This is a genomic window from Candidatus Accumulibacter meliphilus (genome assembly GCF_036625345.1).
GTDB lineage: Bacteria > Pseudomonadota > Gammaproteobacteria > Burkholderiales > Rhodocyclaceae > Accumulibacter > Accumulibacter meliphilus.
The window spans coordinates 1-17,596 of sequence record NZ_JAZKTZ010000023.1; the positions used below are offsets into that span (position 1 = coordinate 1).

The following is a 17,596-nucleotide window of genomic DNA, read 5'->3' on the forward strand; positions in this document are numbered from 1 at the left end:
GTGAACTGGGCCTGGATAGCCTGGCGCGCGTCGAACTGCTGTTGCGCGTGGGTAGCGAGTTCGGCAAGTCGCTACCCGAGTCGGCACTCGCTGAAGCAGAGACGCCGCAGGACCTGCTGCAGTTCATTGTCCGGGCTGGGGATGACGGTTTTTCGGCGGCGACCGTCGAGTTCGCCCCAGCCGCCGGTCCGACCAGCTTTCCCGAGCAGGCGTGTACGCTGGTCGAAGTCCTCGAATGGCATGCCGTGCGCAATCCGCAGCGTCTACACGTGTTGCTCTATGGCGATGGTGGCGGCGAGCAGGGCGCTCCGGAAAGCATCACCTATGGCGGACTGCTCGAACAGGCGCGCCGGGTAGCCACCGGCCTGGTGACACGCGGCTTGCTGCCACGTCAGACGGTTGCCCTGATGTTGCCAACCGGACGCGACTATCTGACGAGCTTTTTTGGCGTCATGCTGGCCGGCGGCATTCCGGTCCCGATCTATCCTCCGGCACGGCTGGCGCAGATCGAGGATCACCTGCAGCGGCATGCACGCATCCTGGACGAACGCCCAGGCCGTGTTCATCATCACCGTGCCACAGGCGAAAGGGGTCGCCGCGCTGCTGCGTGCCGAGGCACCGACGTTGCGCGAAGTGCTGACGCCCTGAGGAACTCGACATCGAGGCGATCAGCCTGCTCTACCGCGCCACAGCAGACGACATTGCCTTCCTTCAATATACCTCGGGCAGCACCGGTGATCCCAAGGGCGTGGTCCTCAGCCACGCCAACCTGTTGGCCAATCTGCGTGCCATGGGCGAGGCTGTCGGAGTCTGCAGCGAGGACGTTTTCGTTTCCTGGCTGCCGCTCTATCATGACATGGGCTTGATCGGTGCCTGGTTCGGGTCGCTCTATTTCGGCATGCGTCTGGTGTTGATGTCGCCGCTGGCCTTTCTTTCGCGTCCCGTGCGCTGGCTGCGGGCCATCTCGCAGCATCGCGGTACGCTTTCACCGGCACCGAACTTCGCTTACGATCTGTGCGCGAGAAAACTGGCCGACGCTGACCTTGTGGGACTCGATCTGTCGTCCTGGAGGCTGGCACTCAATGGTGCCGAGCCCGTGAGTCCTGCAACCCTGGAAGCCTTTGCCGAGCGTTTTTCGCCGTATGGCCTGCGCGCGGAGGCGATCACACCGGTGTATGGCCTTGCCGAATGCTCGGTTGGACTGGCCTTCCCAGCACTGGGACGCGGCCCACGCATCGACAACATCGAGCGCGAAGCTCTGGTCAATCGCAAGTGCGCGATCCCCGCCGCAAGCGGCGAAGCCGATCTGGTGCGCGTGCCGGCCTGTGGTCGGGTCCTGCCGCGGCATGAGATCCGCCTGGTCGATGAGCATGGGGACGAGTTGCCCGACCGGCGCGTCGGGCGCTTGCAGTTTCGCGGTCCGTCGGCGACGGTAGGCTATTTCCGTAATCCGCTGGCGACGCAAGCCCTTTTCCGCGATGGCTGGCTGGACTCCGGCGATTTCGCCTATACCGTTGACGGCGAGATCTATCTGACCGGCAGGGTCAAGGATCTGATCATCCGCGGCGGTCGCAATCTCTATCCCTACGAACTCGAGCAGGCGGTCAGCAACCTGCCGGGAGTCCGGCGCGGATGCGTCGCGGTATTCGCCAGCACGGATCCGGCCAATGCCACCGAGCGGCTGGTTGTGCTGGCCGAAACACGTGAGCAGGATCCCGGCCTGCGCGAGGCGCTGCGGCAGGCGATCAACGCAGCTGCGGTCGACGCCATCGGCATGCCGGCTGAAGAGGTCGTGCTGGCGCCACCGAATTCGGTGCTCAAGACATCGAGCGGCAAGATCCGCCGCAACGCATCACGTGAAGCCTTCGAGCGCGGTTTGATCGGCGCCAGCGTGGTCCCTGATCGACAGCAGCTATGGCGCCTTGGCGTGGCATCACTGCGCGCGCGCCTGGCCGAGTCGGTGGGGCGTTTTGGCCGGTGGACTTTTGGCGTCTGGTGCTGGACGATCTTTCTCCTTCTGGCGGTGCCGGTCATGCTGTCTGTACTGGTCCTGCGGGCGCCGACGATCGGGCGCCGTATCGTTCATCGCTCAGCCCGGATCTTTCTGGCGCTGGTGGGCATGCCCGTGGGCACCATCCCGGACAGGGATCTGCCGACAGTACCCCAACCTCCTGCTGGTTAACCACTGCAGCTATTTCGACGCGCTGCTGCTGTGCGCGGCCCTGCCACCCAGTCGGGCTTACAGCTTTGTGGCCAAACGCGAGTTCGTCGATCAACCCTTGCTACACGCTTTCCTGCGCGCGCTCGGGACCCTGTTTGTCGAGCGCTTCGAGGCGTCGAAAAGCGTCGAGGATGTTGATGGCATCGTCGCTGCGCTGCAGCGAGGGCAGCATGTGGTGATTTTTCCCGAAGGCACATTCTCGCGTGAAGCGGGTCTCAAGCCCTTTCGCATGGGGGCGTTTGTCGCCGCAGCGCGGGCCGGGGTACCTGTGTTGGTGAGCGGCCTGAAGGGCACCCGGGCAGTCCTGCGCGATCGGACGTGGATGCCGCGGCGCGGCCACTTGGCCTACGAAATCGGGCCGCTGCTGGAACCGACCGGAGAAGACTGGACGGCGGCGGTGCGCCTACGCGATGCAACACGTCGGGAGATGCTGCGGCTCTGCGGCGAGCATGATCTGGAACGGTGACCACCGGCAGACCTGTGGGGCGCTTCGCCGCGTAGCAAACGCCGTTCAACGCCGGGGCGTCAGGCCATCGGCGAAAGATGGTCGGTGGGCCCGGTAGCCAGAACGGTGTCAGATCGAACCGGGCGGGATGTTCAGACCCGGCAGCGGTGCACCGCCTTGCCGGTGGAGATGTATGGTATGGCCTTCATCGCTTCGAGACTGGCATGGACGATGCGGTCCCCCGGTGTTTCGGTGCGGGCGAGGATGCTGCACACCGTGCCAGCCGTTTGGTTCAACGCTGGTTTCTCCGTTCTGCTTGCCGCATAATGCGCTACTTCATGGTTGCATCCAACGCCGGTATTTTGCTCTGACCAACGGGATGGGCAGGCAATAGCCGCGTAACGTCGATCACTTTCCTTGTGCCGTGGGAATCCATCGACCGTAGAAACCTGGAGCCACACCTTCATTCCTCAAGCTGGAGCCGTCATGACGTCTACCCCATTCCCCGTTTCATCCGCAGCTCGCACTCGCCGTCGTGCGGCCGCCGGGCTGGCCGGTGTGGCCTTCCTGATCATTGCCGGTTGCGACAAGGAGAAGCCCGCCGCCCCGCCGTCACCAACCGTCGAGTTGGTCACCGTCACGCAGCAGGACGTGCCGATCTACATGGAATGGATCGGGTCGCTCGACGGCGACGTCAATGCCGTCATCCGCCCGCAGGTGACCGGCTACCTCGTCAAGCAGAACTACCGCGAAGGCGACCTGGTGAAGAAAGGTCAGCCGCTCTTCGAGATCGACCCCCGCACATTCGAAGCCGCCGTGGACGAAGCCAAGGGCGTGCGCGCCCAGCAGTTGGCCCGCTACGAAACGGCCCGTGCCAACCTCGCCCGCGTCAAGCCGCTGGCGGCCAAGAACGCGGTCAGCCAGAAGGACCTCGACGATTCCACCGGCACCGAACAGTCTGCCAAGGCGCAGCTTGAGTCCGCCGACGCGGCGCTCAAGACCGCGAAACTGAATCTCGGTTTCACGCGCATCACCTCCCCGGTCACCGGCATCGCAGGCATCGCCAAGGCACAGATCGGCGATCTCCTGAGCCCGAGCATGGCGACCGAACTGACCACCGTGTCGACCGTGGAACCGATCAAGGTCTACTTCAACATCAGCGAACGCGAATACCTGAAGATGGCGACCGCGGCGATCGCCAGCGGCAGCCGGCCGGAGAAAGTGCCGCTCACGCTGATCCTGGTCGATGGCTCGGTTTACCCTCAGCCGGGCAGATTCTCGATCCTCAACCGGCAGGTGGACACCAGCACCGGCACCTTCAAGGCGGCCGCGCTCTTTGGCAACCCGGACAACCTGCTGCGCCCCGGCCAGTACGGCCGGGTGCGCGCCACGATGTCGGTCCAGAAGGGCGCGCTGCTGGTACCGCAGCGTGCGGTCACCGAACTGCAGGGCAAATACCTGATCGCCGTCGTCGGCCCGGACAACAAGGCCGACATCCGTCCGGTCAGCGTCGGTGAGCGGATCGGGACCGACTGGATCATCACTCAGGGGCTGCAGCCCGGCGAGCAGGTGATCGCCGAAGGCACACAGAAGGTGCGGCCGGGAATGACCGTCAATCCGAAACCCTTTGTCCCGGCTGCGCCGGCGGCGCCCGCCGCAGCCAGCCCGGCCAAGGCCGACGACAAGCCGGCGGCGCCTGCGCCCGCCGCCAAGGGGTAAGGCACCATGTCCAAGTTCTTCATCAACCGGCCGATCGTGGCCATGGTCATCTCGATCCTGATGACCATCGTCGGCCTGGTCGCCATGTCGGGCCTGCCGACCGCCCAGTTCCCGAACATCGTTCCGCCGCAGATCCAGGTCAGCAGCACCTACACCGGCGCCGACGCGCTGACCGTCGAACAGGCGGTCGCCACGCCGATCGAGCAGCAGATGTCCGGCGTCGACAACATGGACTACATGTACTCGATCAACGCCAACAATGGCCAGTCCACCCTGTACGTCAACTTCGCGCTGGGCACCGACGCCAACACCGACCAGTTGCTCGCCCAGATGCGCGAAGGCCAGGCCGAGTCGCAACTGCCCTCGGACGTGCGCAATTACGGCGTGACGGTGCAGAAATCGACGTCTTCGCCGCTGATCATGTTCGCGCTCTACTCGCCGAACGGCACCTACGACAATGTTTTTCTCGCCAACTACGCGTACATCAACATCAACGACCAGATGACGCGCGTCAAGGGGATCGCCAGCGTCACCGTTTTCGGCGCCGGCCAGTACGCGATGCGACTGTGGGTCAAGCCCGACCAGTTGGCCAAGCTGAACATCACGGTTCCGGAAATCATCAACGCCGTCCAGAACCAGAACACCGTCAATCCGGCCGGGACGATCGGCGGCGAGCCGGTGCCGGCGGGGCAGTCGTTCACCTACGCGGTGCGCGCGCAGGGGCGGCTGCAGAGCACCGAAGAGTTCGGCAACATCGTCCTGCGCGCCAACCCCGACGGTTCGGTGGTGCGCGTCGCCGACGTGGCGCGAATCGAGCTCGGTGCGCAGACCTACAGCCAGCAGGGCCGGCTGAACGGCAAACCGGCGGCGCTCGTCGCGCTGTACCAGATGCCCGGCGCCAATGCGCTCGACGCCGCCGACGGCGCCAAAAAGCTGATGGAGAAGATCAAGGAGAGTTTCCCGCCCGACCTCGAATACGTCATCGCCCTCGACACGACGCTGTCGGTCACCGAAGGAATCAAGGAGATCGAGCACACGCTGATCGAAGCGCTGGTGCTGGTGATGATCGTCGTCTTCGTCTTCCTGCAGGGCTGGCGGGCGACGCTGATCCCGCTGCTGGCGGTGCCGGTGTCGCTGGTCGGCACCTTCATGCTCTTTCCGATGTTCGGTTTCTCGATCAACACGCTGTCGCTGTTCGGTCTGGTGCTGGCCATCGGCCTCGTCGTCGATGACGCGATCGTCGTCGTCGAAGCCGTCGAGCACCACATCGAACATGGTTTGTCACCCAAGGACGCGACACTGCGGGCGATGAGCGAGGTGACCGGGCCGGTGATCGCCATTGCCGTCATCCTGGCGGCGGTTTTCGTACCGACGGCTTTCATTCCCGGCATCACCGGCCAGCTCTACCAGCAGTTCGCCGTGACCATCGCCATCTCGGTGATCATCTCGGCCTTCAACGCGCTGACGCTCAGCCCGGCGCTCTGTGCGCTGCTGCTGCGACCCAAGGTCAGGGGTAGTGGCCCGTTGCAGAAATTCTACGACGGGTTCAATCGCGCTTTCGGCCGGGTCACCGGCGGTTACGTCGGCGTCTGCCGGCTCGCCATCCGCCGCAGCGTGATGAGCCTCTTTTTTCTGGTGGCCGTCGCGGTTGTGGCGGGTTTCTTCGGCAAGCTCGTCCCTGCCGGCTTCCTCCCGGATGAAGACCAGGGTTACGTCTTTGCCGCGATCCAGCTCCCCAATGCCTCATCCTTGCAGCGCACCTCGGATATTGCCGCGCAAGCCGAAGATCTGATCATGAAGGTGCCAGGCGTCCAATACACGACCACCGTCATCGGCTACAGCATGCTGAGCCAGGTGACCAATACCTACAGCGCTTTCTTCTTCATCACGCTCAAGAACTGGGGCGAACGCAAAGCACCCGACGAACAGTACACCGCGATCAAGGCCGAGTTGACGAAGCGGCTTGCCAGCATCCCCGGCGCCATCGCTTTTGCGTTTCCGCCACCGGCCATTCAGGGGGTCGGCACCTCCGGCGGGGCGACTTTCATTCTCGAAGACCGCGCTGGAAAAGACATCGCCTTCCTCGCCGCGAACACCACCAAGTTCATCGAAGCCGCGAAAAAGCGCCCCGAGCTGGCCAGCGTTTCGACCACCTTCCTGCCGATCGTGCCGCAGCTTTTCATCGAAGTCGATCAGGACAAGGTATTGAAGCAGGGGGTCATTATCAGCGATGTCTACAAGACGCTGCAAAGCTTCCTCGGCAGCGGTTTCATCAACTACTTCAACCGCTTCGGACGCCAGTGGCAGGTCTATGTGCAGGCCGAGGGCGAATACCGGACCAACATCGAGAACGTCGGGCGCTTCTACGTGCGCAACAACAAGGGTGAAGCGGTGCCGCTCTCGGCGCTGACCTCGATCCGCAACATCTCGGGTCCGGAATTCACGATGCGCTACAACCTCTACCGCAGCGCACAGATCAACGCTTCGGCAGCGCCTGGTTACAGTTCGGTGCAGGTGATGCGGGCGCTCGAAGCAGTTTTCGCCGAGACGATGCCAAGCGAAATGGGTTACGACTACTCGGGCATGTCGTTCCAGGAGCAAAAGGCTCAGCAGGGCGTCTCGCCGATGGTCATCTTTGGTTTCTCGCTGCTCTGCGTCTTCCTGATCCTGGCGGCGCAGTACGAAAGCTGGTCGCTGCCTTTCTCGGTCCTGCTCGGTACGCCGATCGCCGTCGCCGGCGCCTTCGCCGCGCTGCTGTGGCGCGGCCAGGAACTCAACGTCTATGCGCAGATCGGCCTGGTGATGCTGATCGGTCTGGCGGCCAAGAACGCGATCCTCATCGTCGAGTTCGCCAAGATGGAATACGAGAAGGGCGAACTGTCGCTCGCCGAATCGACGCTCAAAGGCGCGGAACTGCGCCTGCGGCCGATCCTGATGACTTCGTTCGCCTTCATTCTCGGCTGCGTTCCGCTGGCGATCGCCAGCGGCGCCGGCGCCATCTCGCGGCAGGTGATGGGCAGCGCGGTGATCGGCGGCATGCTGGCCGCTACCTGCATTGCCATCTTCATCATTCCGGTGACTTTCTACGTGGTCGAAAAGATCAGTCACAAGGGCAATACTGGGGTCGGTCACCACGCTGGGGAGAGCGTCGCCGCGGCCACCGAGAGTTCCACGGTACCGATTGCTGGAAAGGAGGGAGATAGCCATGCGTAAGCCCTTGTTGGCCGCACTGCTGGCGCTGCTGGTCGGTGGCTGCATGGTCGGACCCGATTACGTGCGTCCAACTATCGACACGCCGACGGCCTGGCGTCTGAGTGACCAGGACGCCAGGGATCTGGCCAATACTGCCTGGTGGGAGCAGTTCGGCGACCCGGTACTCAACGAACTGGTCAGCGCCGCCCTGCTTGCCAACAAGGATCTGCTGATTGCCAGCGCGCGCATCGAAGAGTTTGCCGGCCAATACGGATTCGTCCGTTCCGCCCTCTTTCCGCAGGTCGGCGCCGGCTATGAGGTGAGTCGACAGAAGGGCGTCGTTCCGGGCGCATCGACCTCATCGACCTACAACAGCTATCAGGCGGTGCTCAATGCCAGTTGGGAGATCGACATCTGGGGCCGCATTCGCCGCCAGACCGAAGCGGCGAGGGCACAGCTCCTGGCCAGCGAGGACGGCCGGCGAGCGGTCATCCTCTCTCTGGTCGGTAGCGTTGCCGGTGCCTACGTCAACCTCCGCGACCTCGATCGCCAGTTGGAAATCGCCAGGGCGACGGCGAAAAGTCGCGGCGATTCGTACGAGATCTTCAAGGAGCGTTACGCGGGTGGCATCATCTCGTTGCTCGAACTGAGTCAGAACCAGTCCCAGTACGAGGAAGCTCTGGCCACCATCCCGGCCATCGAGAAGTCGATCGTACAACAGGAGAATGGCCTGAGCGTGTTGCTCGGTCGCAACCCCGGGCCGATTACCCGCGGCAGGAACATTGATCAACTGTTGCTCCCGGCCATTCCAGCCGGTCTACCCTCGGATATTCTTGAGCGACGGCCAGACATCCAGCAGGCGGAGCAGAGCCTGATTGCCGCCAATGCCCTGATCGGCGCGGCCAAGGCGGCTTACTTTCCGACCCTCTCGCTGACTGGTCTGTTCGGCTACGCCAGCAACAGCCTTGGCAATCTTTTCGACAGCCAGTCGAAGGTCTGGCAGTACGCTGCACCGATCAGCATGCCGATCTTCACGGCCGGCGCCATCGCCGGTCAGGTGCAGGCAGCGGAAGCGCAACAGCAGCAAGCGCTGTTCGCGTATCAGAGGGCCATCCAGCAAGCCTTTCGCGAAGTCAATGACGCACTGATCGACCAGGACCGCACGCGTGCCCAGTTGCAGGCGCAGAAACGCCAGGTGGGGGCTCTGGAGCAGTACGCGGGGACCGCGCGGCTGCGCTACGAAAACGGCTACACCAGCTATATCGAAGTCCTGGATGCGGAACGTAGCTTGTTCAATGTCCAGTTGCAGTACACGCAGACGCAGCAGACCCAGTTGCAGGCGATGATCAATCTCTACAAGGCAATGGGCGGCGGCTGGGTGGTCGAGGCGGAGAAAGTCGCCGTTGCAGGAGGAGTGAGGCGGGACGAGGTCCTCCCGCAGTAGGCCTGGCAGGTGCCGGCGCAGTGGTCTTCCCGTCGGCGTGTTTTGGCATGCCTGACTGCTCGGCGCCCGCCTGTGGGGTCGCCAGCCAGCCATGGCAGTCCATCGAAGCGTATCAAGAGGAGAAGTCAATGAGCAAGAAAGGCAAGTCGGCAAAGCGCGTCAAGGCCGAGCAAGTGATCAGCCCTGGTCCCGAGTCGCCGGCAGAGCAGACCGAGGGCGAGCCCCAGAGCAAGCCGACGAAAAGAATGTCCGAGCGGGTATACCTCAAGGAACTCGAAAAACTCGAGGCCGAGTTGGTACACCTGCAAACCTGGGTGATCGAGAAGGGCCTGAAGGTGGTGATCCTCTTCGAAGGCCGCGACGGGGCCGGCAAGGGCGGCACTATCAAGGCGATCACCGGGCGCGTCAGCCCGCGCATCTTCCGGGTTGTCGCCCTGCCGGCTCCGACCGAGCGCGAGAAGACCCAGATGTATGTACAGCGTTACCTGCCGCACATGCCGGCGGCCGGCGAGGTGGTGATCTTCGACCGCAGTTGGTACAACCGCGCCGGTGTCGAACGCGTCATGGGCTTCGCCAGCGACGAGCAGGTGCAGGGTTTTCTCAAACTGGCGCCCCTCTTCGAAAAGCTGGTGGTCGGCAAAGCCAACAACATCATCCTGCTCAAGTACTGGCTCGAAGTCGACATGGATGAGCAGACGCGCCGCCTGGAGGCCCGCATCACCGATCCGCGCAAGCAGTGGAAACTGTCGCCGATGGACCTCAAGTCGTACAGCCGCTGGTACGATTACTCGCACGCGCGCGACGAAATGTTCAAGGCAACGGACACCGAGTGGGCGCCCTGGTTCGTCGCCCGCTCCGACGACAAGAAACGCGTACGCCTGAACATCATCAAGCATATTCTGAGCAGCATCCCGTACGAGGTCGTCAAGCAGCCAAAGATCGTCCTTGCCCAAGCGCCAGAAAGCCGGCGACTATCAGGAAGCCGATCTGCCCCTGAAGTACATCCCGGAAGTGTATTGAACCGGGCAGCAGACCCCCTCGTAGAGGACTCTGAGACGCATCCTTTCAAGACTGAGTGAGGGTATTAGCTATGACGTAAAACACCTGTTTTCCAACCCAACCGACGGCTTGCGGCGAACGTTGCTCCCAACCGGGCAAAATGTGGGCGAAAAACCGTGTCGGATAGGCGTTGTGGCCGAAAACTTGGCCGCAGTGGTTTCCCGACGTGGTTTTCTGAGGTTCCAGCTTACATCCCCCATGAGGTACAGTCCGCTCGGCTGAAATTTTCTCGATAACCATTCTTCACAGGAGTGCTCCATGCCTAAGACATTTGCTCGATTCTTTCAATGGTTTCTGTTAGCCGTCATTGCGGCTCTGCTGACTCCGGTCACGGCCAGCGCGGCGGATCATACCGCCCTCGAACGCGACGCGCGCAATATCTATCAGAAGTTGCTCGCCAGGGTTCCTGCGGCGAAAGCGCTGTCCAGGAATGCGCTGGCCGTTCTCGTCTTTCCGGAGATCACCAAAGCCGGTCTGGTCGTTGGTGGACAGTACGGCGACGGTGTTCTCTTCAAAGACGGTCAGGCGGTGGGGTACTACAACACCACCGGGGCTTCGTACGGTCTGCAGGCCGGCGCCCAGAAATACGGCTATGTGATGTTCTTGATGAATGAAAATTCGCTCGAGGCGCTGAACCGGAACGACGGATTCGAAGTCGGTGTGGGCCCCTCCATCGTGGTGGTGGATGAGGGCATGGGCCGTTCGCTGACCACGAAGACCATAAACAAGGACATCTATGCCTTCATTTTCAACCAGAAGGGCCTGATGGCGGGCTTGGGTCTGCAGGGAAACAAGATCACGCGCCTGAACGACTGAACCAGCCCATGAGGAGAAGGCAGCAACCTGGCAGTCGAAGCTGCCGACAATGATCCGAAAGTGATGCAAGGAGAGAACCGTGTCCCTCAAAACCACCTGCCTGATTGTCGCCTCCTTCCTGATCATTCAAGGTTGCTCGATGACACCGCCGCGCCTGCCGGCGGTGCCATCAACGTGGACGGCGAAGGCCGAGATACCGGGCATGCCCGGCGTGCGGCATGTCCCGGGCGACATGGCCGAGTTCAGCCGTGATTCGTTCGACGCGCTGCGCCGGGAACAGGCTTACCGTGCGCAGCAAGGACAGCAGGGGCAGCTGCCGCCCGCTGTTTTTCTCGCCATCTCCGGCGGCGGGGATAATGGCGCGTTTACCGCGGGCGTGATGAATGCCTGGACAGCGACCGGCACACGCCCGGAGTTCAAACTCGTTACCGGCATCAGTACCGGGGCGCTGATCGCACCCTTCGCCTTTCTCGGCTCAAAGTACGACGGTACGTTAAAGGAAGTGTATACCACCATCTCGCCGAAAGACGTCATCGAGCCACGCGGCCTGGTTTCAGGCGTACTGAGCGACGCGATGGCCGACAATGCGCCGCTCGTGAAGTTGACGCGCAAATCGGTGAACGAGGAACTGCTGCGGGAAATCGCCGCCGAGTATGCGAAAGGTCGCCTGCTGCTGATCGCCACCGCCGACCTGGACGCGCGTCGGCCGGTGATCTGGGACATGGGAAAAATTGCCACCTACGGCGGTCCCAGAGCACTCGATCTTTTCGTCAAGGTCATGATTGCCTCGGCGTCGATTCCAGTAGGCTTTCCGCCGATGATGATCGACGTCGAAGTCGACGGCCGGCCTTATCAGGAAATGCACGTAGACGGCGGCATTGTGGCGCAGGTCTTCGCCTATCCTGCGGAGATGCGCATCAATGAGGCGGCGATGGCGGTCGGCGTCAACCGTGAGCGCAGGCTCTACGTGATCCGGAACGCGCGCCTGGACGCGGAGTGGGCCGATGTCGAGCGCAATACGATGAGCATCGCAGCGCGTGCCGTTGCTTCGTTGATTCACAGTCAGGGAATTGGCGACCTATATCGCATCTATGCCACCGCCGAGCGCGATCAGGTCGATTTCAACCTCGGTTTCATCCCGGCCAGTTTCAAGGTGCCGCACAAGGAAGAATTCGACAACGCGTATATGCGCGCGCTCTACGACCTCGGTTACCAGATGATGGCGCAGGGCTTCCCGTGGCTCAAGGCGCCGCCTGGTTTCGCGCTGCCGAGGGCCGTGGCGGCCGGCCAGGAGTGCGTCCGGTAAAGGGTGAACTTAAACAAGAAGGTGCTTCGCCTGGGGAGACGATCATCCCCGTGATGCGATCCTCAAGGAGATCGAAGCCAAGGGAAGCCCCGGCTGGAAGAACGAGAGCGGCTACCACCGGCGCAGCATCGCGGAGAATATGATGTACCGAAATATGCCAATATACTACATCAACGCCGGCCAGATGCAAAGATCGTTGGCGATGTGATCAGGTGAGTGGGAGATGAGCAAAATCAATCGAAGTGAGAACCCTCGGAATACGGGAACGGACAACGAAAGGGCGATTCTTTCCCCGGACGAGCGCCGCGTGCAAGGTAAGGCGCTGCGCGAGGCAGTACCTCGAGAAACCCAGGGCGGATGGAAGCCGCTCAGGAAGCGGCGCGATCCGGTTGAAGTGCTCACCGAGTCCAACGAGGGGCGGTTGTCCCAACTCGTGCCCATCCGCTTCGGTCGGATGCTGCAGTCGCCTTTCACCTTTTATCGGGGTTCGGCAGCGATCATGGCGGCCGATCTGGCGTCCACCCCCAACTCCGGCCTACGGGTACAGGCATGTGGCGACGCCCATCTATTGAACTTCGGCGGCTTTGCCACACCCGAGCGGCAGGTGATCTTCGACATCAACGACCTGGATGAGACCCTGCCGGCCCCCTGGGAGTGGGATGTCAAACGTCTGACGGCGAGCGTGGTCATCGCCGCGCATCACCTGCGGCTCCACGAAAGCCAGGCCGCACGCGCGGCGACGGCGACCGTGCGCGCGTACCGTGAGCGGATGGCCGACTATTCGTCGATGCCCGCGCTCGACGTCTGGTACGACAGAATCACGGTCGAACAAATACTCGCCGAAGTGTCCAGCGAAGAAGTCAGGAAACGCATCATCAGGCGGCTCCAGAAGGCGCGCCAGCAAAGCTCTGCCGAAATTATCTTCCCCAAGCTCGCCGAACACCACGGGACGCTGCCCAGGATCAAGGAAGAGCCACCGCTGATTTTTCACCCTTCGGAGGAACTGGCGCCAGGACTCAGAACACAGTGCAGCGAAGCGTTGGCCGCTTATCGCGCGTCACTCCCCGAACACGTGCGCGTGCTGTTCGACCGCTTCCATTTCTGCGATCTGGCGATCAAGGTGGTCGGTGTCGGCAGTGTCGGCACGAGGTGCACGATCGGGCTGTTCATGGCTGCGGACAATGATCCCCTCTTCCTGCAGATCAAGGAAGCGCGGGCGTCGGTCCTCGAACCCTACGCGGGCGCGAGCCTGCACCCGAATCACGGCCAGCGAGTCATTGCCGGGCAGCATCTGATGCAGGCCGCCAGTGACATCTTTTTGGGCTGGACAACGGGCAGCGATGGGCGGCATTACTATCTGCGCCAACTGCGCGACGTCAAGATCAGCGCCATCATCGAAGGATGGGATGTCGAGCTGCTGATGACCTACGGCCGGCTGTGCGCCTGGGCGCTGGCGCGCGCGCACGCTCGCTCGGGGGACGCGGCGCTGATCGCCGGCTACATGGGTTCGAACGCGGCTTTCGACGACGCGATCTGCGAGTTCGCCGTCGAGTACAGCGACCAGAATCAGCGCGACTACCGGGCCTTCGTCAAGGCGGTGCGGGAAGGACGAATCGAGGCTCAGGTGGAAGAAAATCCATGAGTACGACACCGACTGCCGAAGAAAGGGGCTCTGCCAGTGGCGTGGCGCGCGCAATCCCGGCTCGCGGCTGGCGGGCGGTCTTTCCGCCGGCGCAGTGGCTCGCCGGCTATCAGAAGCAGTGGCTGACGCACGACGCGATCGCCGGCGTCACGCTGGCGGCCTACGGCATCCCGGTGTCGCTCGCCTACGCCTCGCTCGCCGGCCTGCCGCCGCAGTACGGCATCTACTGCTATCTGGTCGGTGGCCTGTTCTACGCGCTCTTCGGCTCGTCGCGCCAGTTGGCGATCGGCCCCACCTCGGCGATCTCGATGCTGGTCGGCGTCACGATCGCCGGCATGGCGCAGGGGGATGCCGGACGCTGGGCCGACATCGCGGCGCTGACGGCGGCGGTCATCGCCGCGATGTGCCTGCTGGCGTGGCTCTTTCGTCTCAGTTCGCTGGTCAACTTCATCAGCGAGACGATCCTGCTCGGCTTCAAGGCCGGCGCGGCGCTGACGATCGCCATGACCCAGCTGCCCAAGTTGTTCGGGGTCAAGGGGGGCGGACACGGCTTCTTCGAGAGCGTCGCCGTCCTTGCCGGGCAGCTTCCCGACACCAACCCCGTGGTGCTAGTTTTCGGTCTGAGCGCGCTCGCCGTGCTGCTGCTCGGCGAGAAATTCCTGCCCGGCCGGCCGGTCGCGCTCTTCGTGGTGGTGCTTTCGATCCTCGCGCTGTCGCTGACGCCGCTCGGGGATCTCGGCTTCAAGGTGGTTGGCTCGCTGCCGCAGGGCTTGCCCGAATTCCGTCTGCCGGGCCTGCGGCTGCGCGACGTCGACGGGGTTATCCCACTCGCCTTCGCCTGTCTGCTGCTGGCCTACGTTGAAAGCGTTTCGGCGGCCCGCGCGCTGGCGCAGGCGCATGGCGACGAAATCGATCCGCGCCAGGAACTGCTCGGCTTGGGGGCGGCGAATCTGGGCGCGGCGCTCTTTCAAGCCTACCCGGTGGCCGGCGGTCTGTCGCAGTCCTCGGTGAACGACAAGGCTGGCGCCAGAACGCCGCTGGCGCTGGTCTTCGCCTCGCTGACCATCGGCCTGTGCCTGCTCTACCTGACCGGCATGCTCTACAACCTGCCGAACGTGGTCCTCGCGGCGATCGTCCTGGTCGCCGTCAAGGGACTGGTCAATATCGGCGAATTGCGCCACGTCTGGCGGGTGAGCCGGCTGGAGTTCGGCGTCTCGATGAGTCGCTTTCGCCGGCGTGCTGCTGCTCGGCATCCTGAAGGGCGTGATCGTCGCGGTGTCGTCTCAATGCTTTTGCTGATCCGCCGCGCGGCGCACCCGCATGTCGCTTTCCTGGGCCGAATCCCCGGCACCCGGAGTTACTCCGACAGCGAGCGCAACCCGGACAACGCGCCGGTCGCCGGGGCGTTGCTGTTTCGCGTCGAATCCTCCCTGCTCTACTTCAACGTCGAGCACGTGCGCGAAGCGCTCTGGCAGAAGATCCGCGCAAGCAACGCAGCGCTCGACCTGGTGGTCTGCGATCTGTCCACTTCGCCGGTGGTCGATCTGGCCGGCGCGCGGATGCTGGCCAAGCTGCATCAGGAACTGCAGGCAGCCGGGATTCGCCTGCGGCTGGTAGGGGCGCATGCGGCGGTGCGCGACATCCTGCGCGCCGAAGGATTGGAGGAAAGCGTCGGCTACTTCGGCCGGCGGATCACGGTGGCCGACGCCATCGACGAGTTTGATGGCGGTCCCACAAAGGCGTCGCGCGCATAATTCGGAGATGCCGCGGCGTTTTGGCGAGCGCCGCCGGTCGGCGATAAGGATGTAGCCGCTGGTCAGCAGCACCCGTCGCGGGAAGACCAGGATCAGGCCATCGATGTCGCGGCTGCTATAGTCAAGTTATGGGTAATCGAGTGTTGTTACGCCACGAGAAATGGATGGCTGCGCTGCCGGGCAGCTGCCCGTCGAGGATTGATAGATCATCGGGAGAGTGCCATGGAAGCAAAGAGCCAGAGTGCAAGAACCAAGGTCGTCATCGTCGGTGGCGTGGCGGGTGGTGCCTCGTGCGCGGCACGGCTGCGCAGGCTGGACGAAAACGCGGAAATTCTCATGGTCGAACGGGGGCCGTACGTTTCGTACGCCAATTGCGGGCTTCCTTACCATGTCGGCGGCGTGATCGAAAAGGAATCGAGCCTGCTGGTGGCGACTGCGGACACCTTCCGCCGGGTGTTCAATATCGATGTCCGAACGAACTGCGAAGCCGTCTGGATCTCGCCGGACACAAAAACCATCGAGCTGCGCAATGGGGAAACTGGCGAGGTGACCAGCGAGTCCTACGACAAGCTGGTGCTGTCGCCCGGTGCGCCGTCAGTCCGCCCGCCTTTGCCGGGAATCGACCTGCCCGGAATCTTCCAGGTGCGCACCGTGCCCGATGCGCGGGCGATCCGTGACTGGATCGAACGGGGTTCGCTGTTCCTCTCCGGGATGGACAAGTACTCGGGCTTCCAGACGCTCAGGCCGAAGACCCGCGCGGTGGTCATCGGCGGCGGATTCATCGGCCTTGAAACGGCCGAGAACCTCGTGCATCGCGGGTTCGAAGTCACCCTGGTCGAGATGCTCGATCAGGTCCTGGCGCCACTCGATCAGGACATGGCGCGCATCGTGGAGAGCTATGTGGAGCGGCACGGTATCCGTCTCGCGCTCAATGACGGGGTGGCCGGATTCCAGCAGGCCGCGAACGGCTCGCTCGAGGTTCTGACGAAGTCGGGCAAGGTGCATCCGGCCGACATCGTGATCCTCGCGCTTGGCGTGCGTCCGGAGACGGCTCTGGCGAAGACGGCCGGCCTCGCTATCGGCGAACGCGGCGGGATTCGCGTCGACGAGCAGATGCGCACCAGCAACCCGGACATCTTCGCCGTCGGTGACGCGATCGAAGTCAGGGATTTCGTGACCGGCGAGTGGAGTCTCATCGCGCTCGCCGGGCCGGCGAACCGGCAGGGCCGCATCGCCGCCGACGTGATTGCCGGACGCGAGTCCCGTTTCCGCGGCACCCAGGGTACCTCGATCATCGGGCTGTTCGGTGCCGCCGCCGCCTGGGTCGGCGCCAGCGAAAAAACGCTCAAGCGGCTCGGCGACAGCGATTATGAAAAGATCTACCTCTACCCGAATTCGCACGCCGGCTACTACCCGGGAGCGCGGCCGATTGCGATGAAAGTGCTCTTCCGAAAGTCCGACGGACGTTTCCTGGGTGCGCAGGCGCTCGGCGAGGATGGCGTAGACAAGCGCATCAGCGCGCTCGCCATGGCGCTCCAGATGGGCGCGACGATCCATGACCTCGAAGAAGCCGAGCTGTGCTACGCGCCGCAGTTTGGCAGCGCGAAGGATCCGGTCAACTTCGCGGGCATGGTCGCTGCGGATATCCTCTGTGGCGACATGCCCTTGAGTCATTGGGATGCTGCCGACAACGCCTTCCTGCTCGATGTGCGCGAACCCGGTGAACTCGCCGTGGAGAGCGTGCCGGGCGCGCTCAACATTCCGCTTGGCCAACTCCGCGCGCGGCTCGACGAGCTTCCCCGCGATCGGGAAATCCTGGTCATTTGCCGCTCGGGTCAGCGTGCCTATTACGCAACACGCGCGCTCGTGCAGCACGGGTTCACGGCGAGGACGCTGGCCGGCGGGATGCTGTCGCGGTTCCACACTCGCCTTCTGGCGAATTGAACGAATCGGCGGGTCTTCGTGGCGACGACTTTGCAAGTGCCACCGAGCATGCGC

10 protein-coding genes and 4 pseudogenes are annotated in these 17,596 nt (G+C 63.3%); 13 read left to right on the forward strand and 1 reads right to left on the reverse strand.

Annotation, left to right across the window (positions count from 1 at the left end; translation table 11 throughout):
* Positions 1 to 47 precede the first annotated feature (47 nt).
* The 3 genes and pseudogenes from V5B40_RS24565 to V5B40_RS24575 all read left to right on the forward strand — a co-directional run.
* Positions 48 to 461: pseudogene (locus tag V5B40_RS24565) on the forward strand (AMP-binding protein); the annotation flags it as partial.
* A gap of 239 nt (positions 462 to 700) precedes the next feature.
* Positions 701 to 2,182: a fatty acyl-AMP ligase gene (locus tag V5B40_RS24570; RefSeq protein ID WP_332357011.1), complete on the forward strand. Its 1,482-nt coding sequence runs from the start codon at positions 701 to 703 to the stop codon at positions 2,180 to 2,182.
* A gap of 28 nt (positions 2,183 to 2,210) precedes the next feature.
* On the forward strand, positions 2,211 to 2,687 hold the full coding sequence (locus tag V5B40_RS24575) for a lysophospholipid acyltransferase family protein (RefSeq protein ID WP_332357012.1): 477 nt from the start codon (positions 2,211 to 2,213) through the stop codon (positions 2,685 to 2,687).
* 131 nt (positions 2,688 to 2,818) lie between these two features.
* Here V5B40_RS24575 and V5B40_RS24580 read toward each other — a convergent pair whose 3' ends face one another.
* Positions 2,819 to 2,962, reverse strand: a complete 144-nt coding sequence (locus tag V5B40_RS24580; RefSeq protein ID WP_287654218.1) for a hypothetical protein — start codon at positions 2,960 to 2,962, stop codon at positions 2,819 to 2,821.
* 262 nt (positions 2,963 to 3,224) lie between these two features.
* Between V5B40_RS24580 and V5B40_RS24585 the strand changes: the two genes are divergently transcribed.
* The 10 genes and pseudogenes from V5B40_RS24585 (at position 3,225) to V5B40_RS24630 (ending at position 17,542) form a co-directional block, all read left to right on the forward strand.
* The gene (locus V5B40_RS24585) at positions 3,225 to 4,385 is read left to right on the forward strand and encodes an efflux RND transporter periplasmic adaptor subunit (protein WP_332356998.1); all 1,161 of its coding nucleotides are present in this window, start codon (positions 3,225 to 3,227) and stop codon (positions 4,383 to 4,385) included.
* 6 nt (positions 4,386 to 4,391) lie between these two features.
* Complete coding sequence (locus V5B40_RS24590) at positions 4,392 to 7,598, forward strand: efflux RND transporter permease subunit (protein ID WP_287665860.1); 3,207 nt, start codon at positions 4,392 to 4,394, stop codon at positions 7,596 to 7,598.
* Positions 7,591 to 9,021, forward strand: a complete 1,431-nt coding sequence (locus tag V5B40_RS24595) for an efflux transporter outer membrane subunit (RefSeq protein ID WP_332335946.1) — start codon at positions 7,591 to 7,593, stop codon at positions 9,019 to 9,021. The genes V5B40_RS24590 and V5B40_RS24595 overlap by 8 nt, the downstream gene beginning before the upstream one ends.
* 245 nt (positions 9,022 to 9,266) lie before the next feature.
* Positions 9,267 to 10,041 (forward strand): annotated as a pseudogene (gene ppk2 / locus V5B40_RS24600) (polyphosphate kinase 2).
* Between the two features lie 297 nt (positions 10,042 to 10,338).
* Entirely contained in the window at positions 10,339 to 10,896 is a 558-nt protein-coding gene (locus tag V5B40_RS24605) for a lipid-binding SYLF domain-containing protein (RefSeq protein ID WP_287655692.1), read from the forward strand.
* 79 nt (positions 10,897 to 10,975) lie between these two features.
* On the forward strand, positions 10,976 to 12,202 hold the full coding sequence (locus V5B40_RS24610; protein ID WP_332356999.1) for a patatin-like phospholipase family protein: 1,227 nt from the start codon (positions 10,976 to 10,978) through the stop codon (positions 12,200 to 12,202).
* Positions 12,203 to 12,233: 31 nt separating this feature from the next.
* A pseudogene (locus tag V5B40_RS24615) lies at positions 12,234 to 12,353 on the forward strand (IS5/IS1182 family transposase); the annotation flags it as partial.
* Between the two features lie 72 nt (positions 12,354 to 12,425).
* Complete coding sequence (locus V5B40_RS24620) at positions 12,426 to 13,844, forward strand: DUF2252 domain-containing protein (RefSeq protein ID WP_287665857.1); 1,419 nt, start codon at positions 12,426 to 12,428, stop codon at positions 13,842 to 13,844.
* Positions 13,841 to 15,598: pseudogene (locus tag V5B40_RS24625) on the forward strand (SulP family inorganic anion transporter). Before V5B40_RS24620 ends, V5B40_RS24625 begins: the two are co-directional and overlap by 4 nt.
* A 222-nt stretch (positions 15,599 to 15,820) precedes the next feature.
* Positions 15,821 to 17,542 (forward strand): FAD-dependent oxidoreductase, encoded by a 1,722-nt coding sequence (locus V5B40_RS24630; RefSeq protein ID WP_332357000.1) that lies wholly within the window; start codon positions 15,821 to 15,823, stop codon positions 17,540 to 17,542.
* Positions 17,543 to 17,596 lie beyond the last annotated feature (54 nt).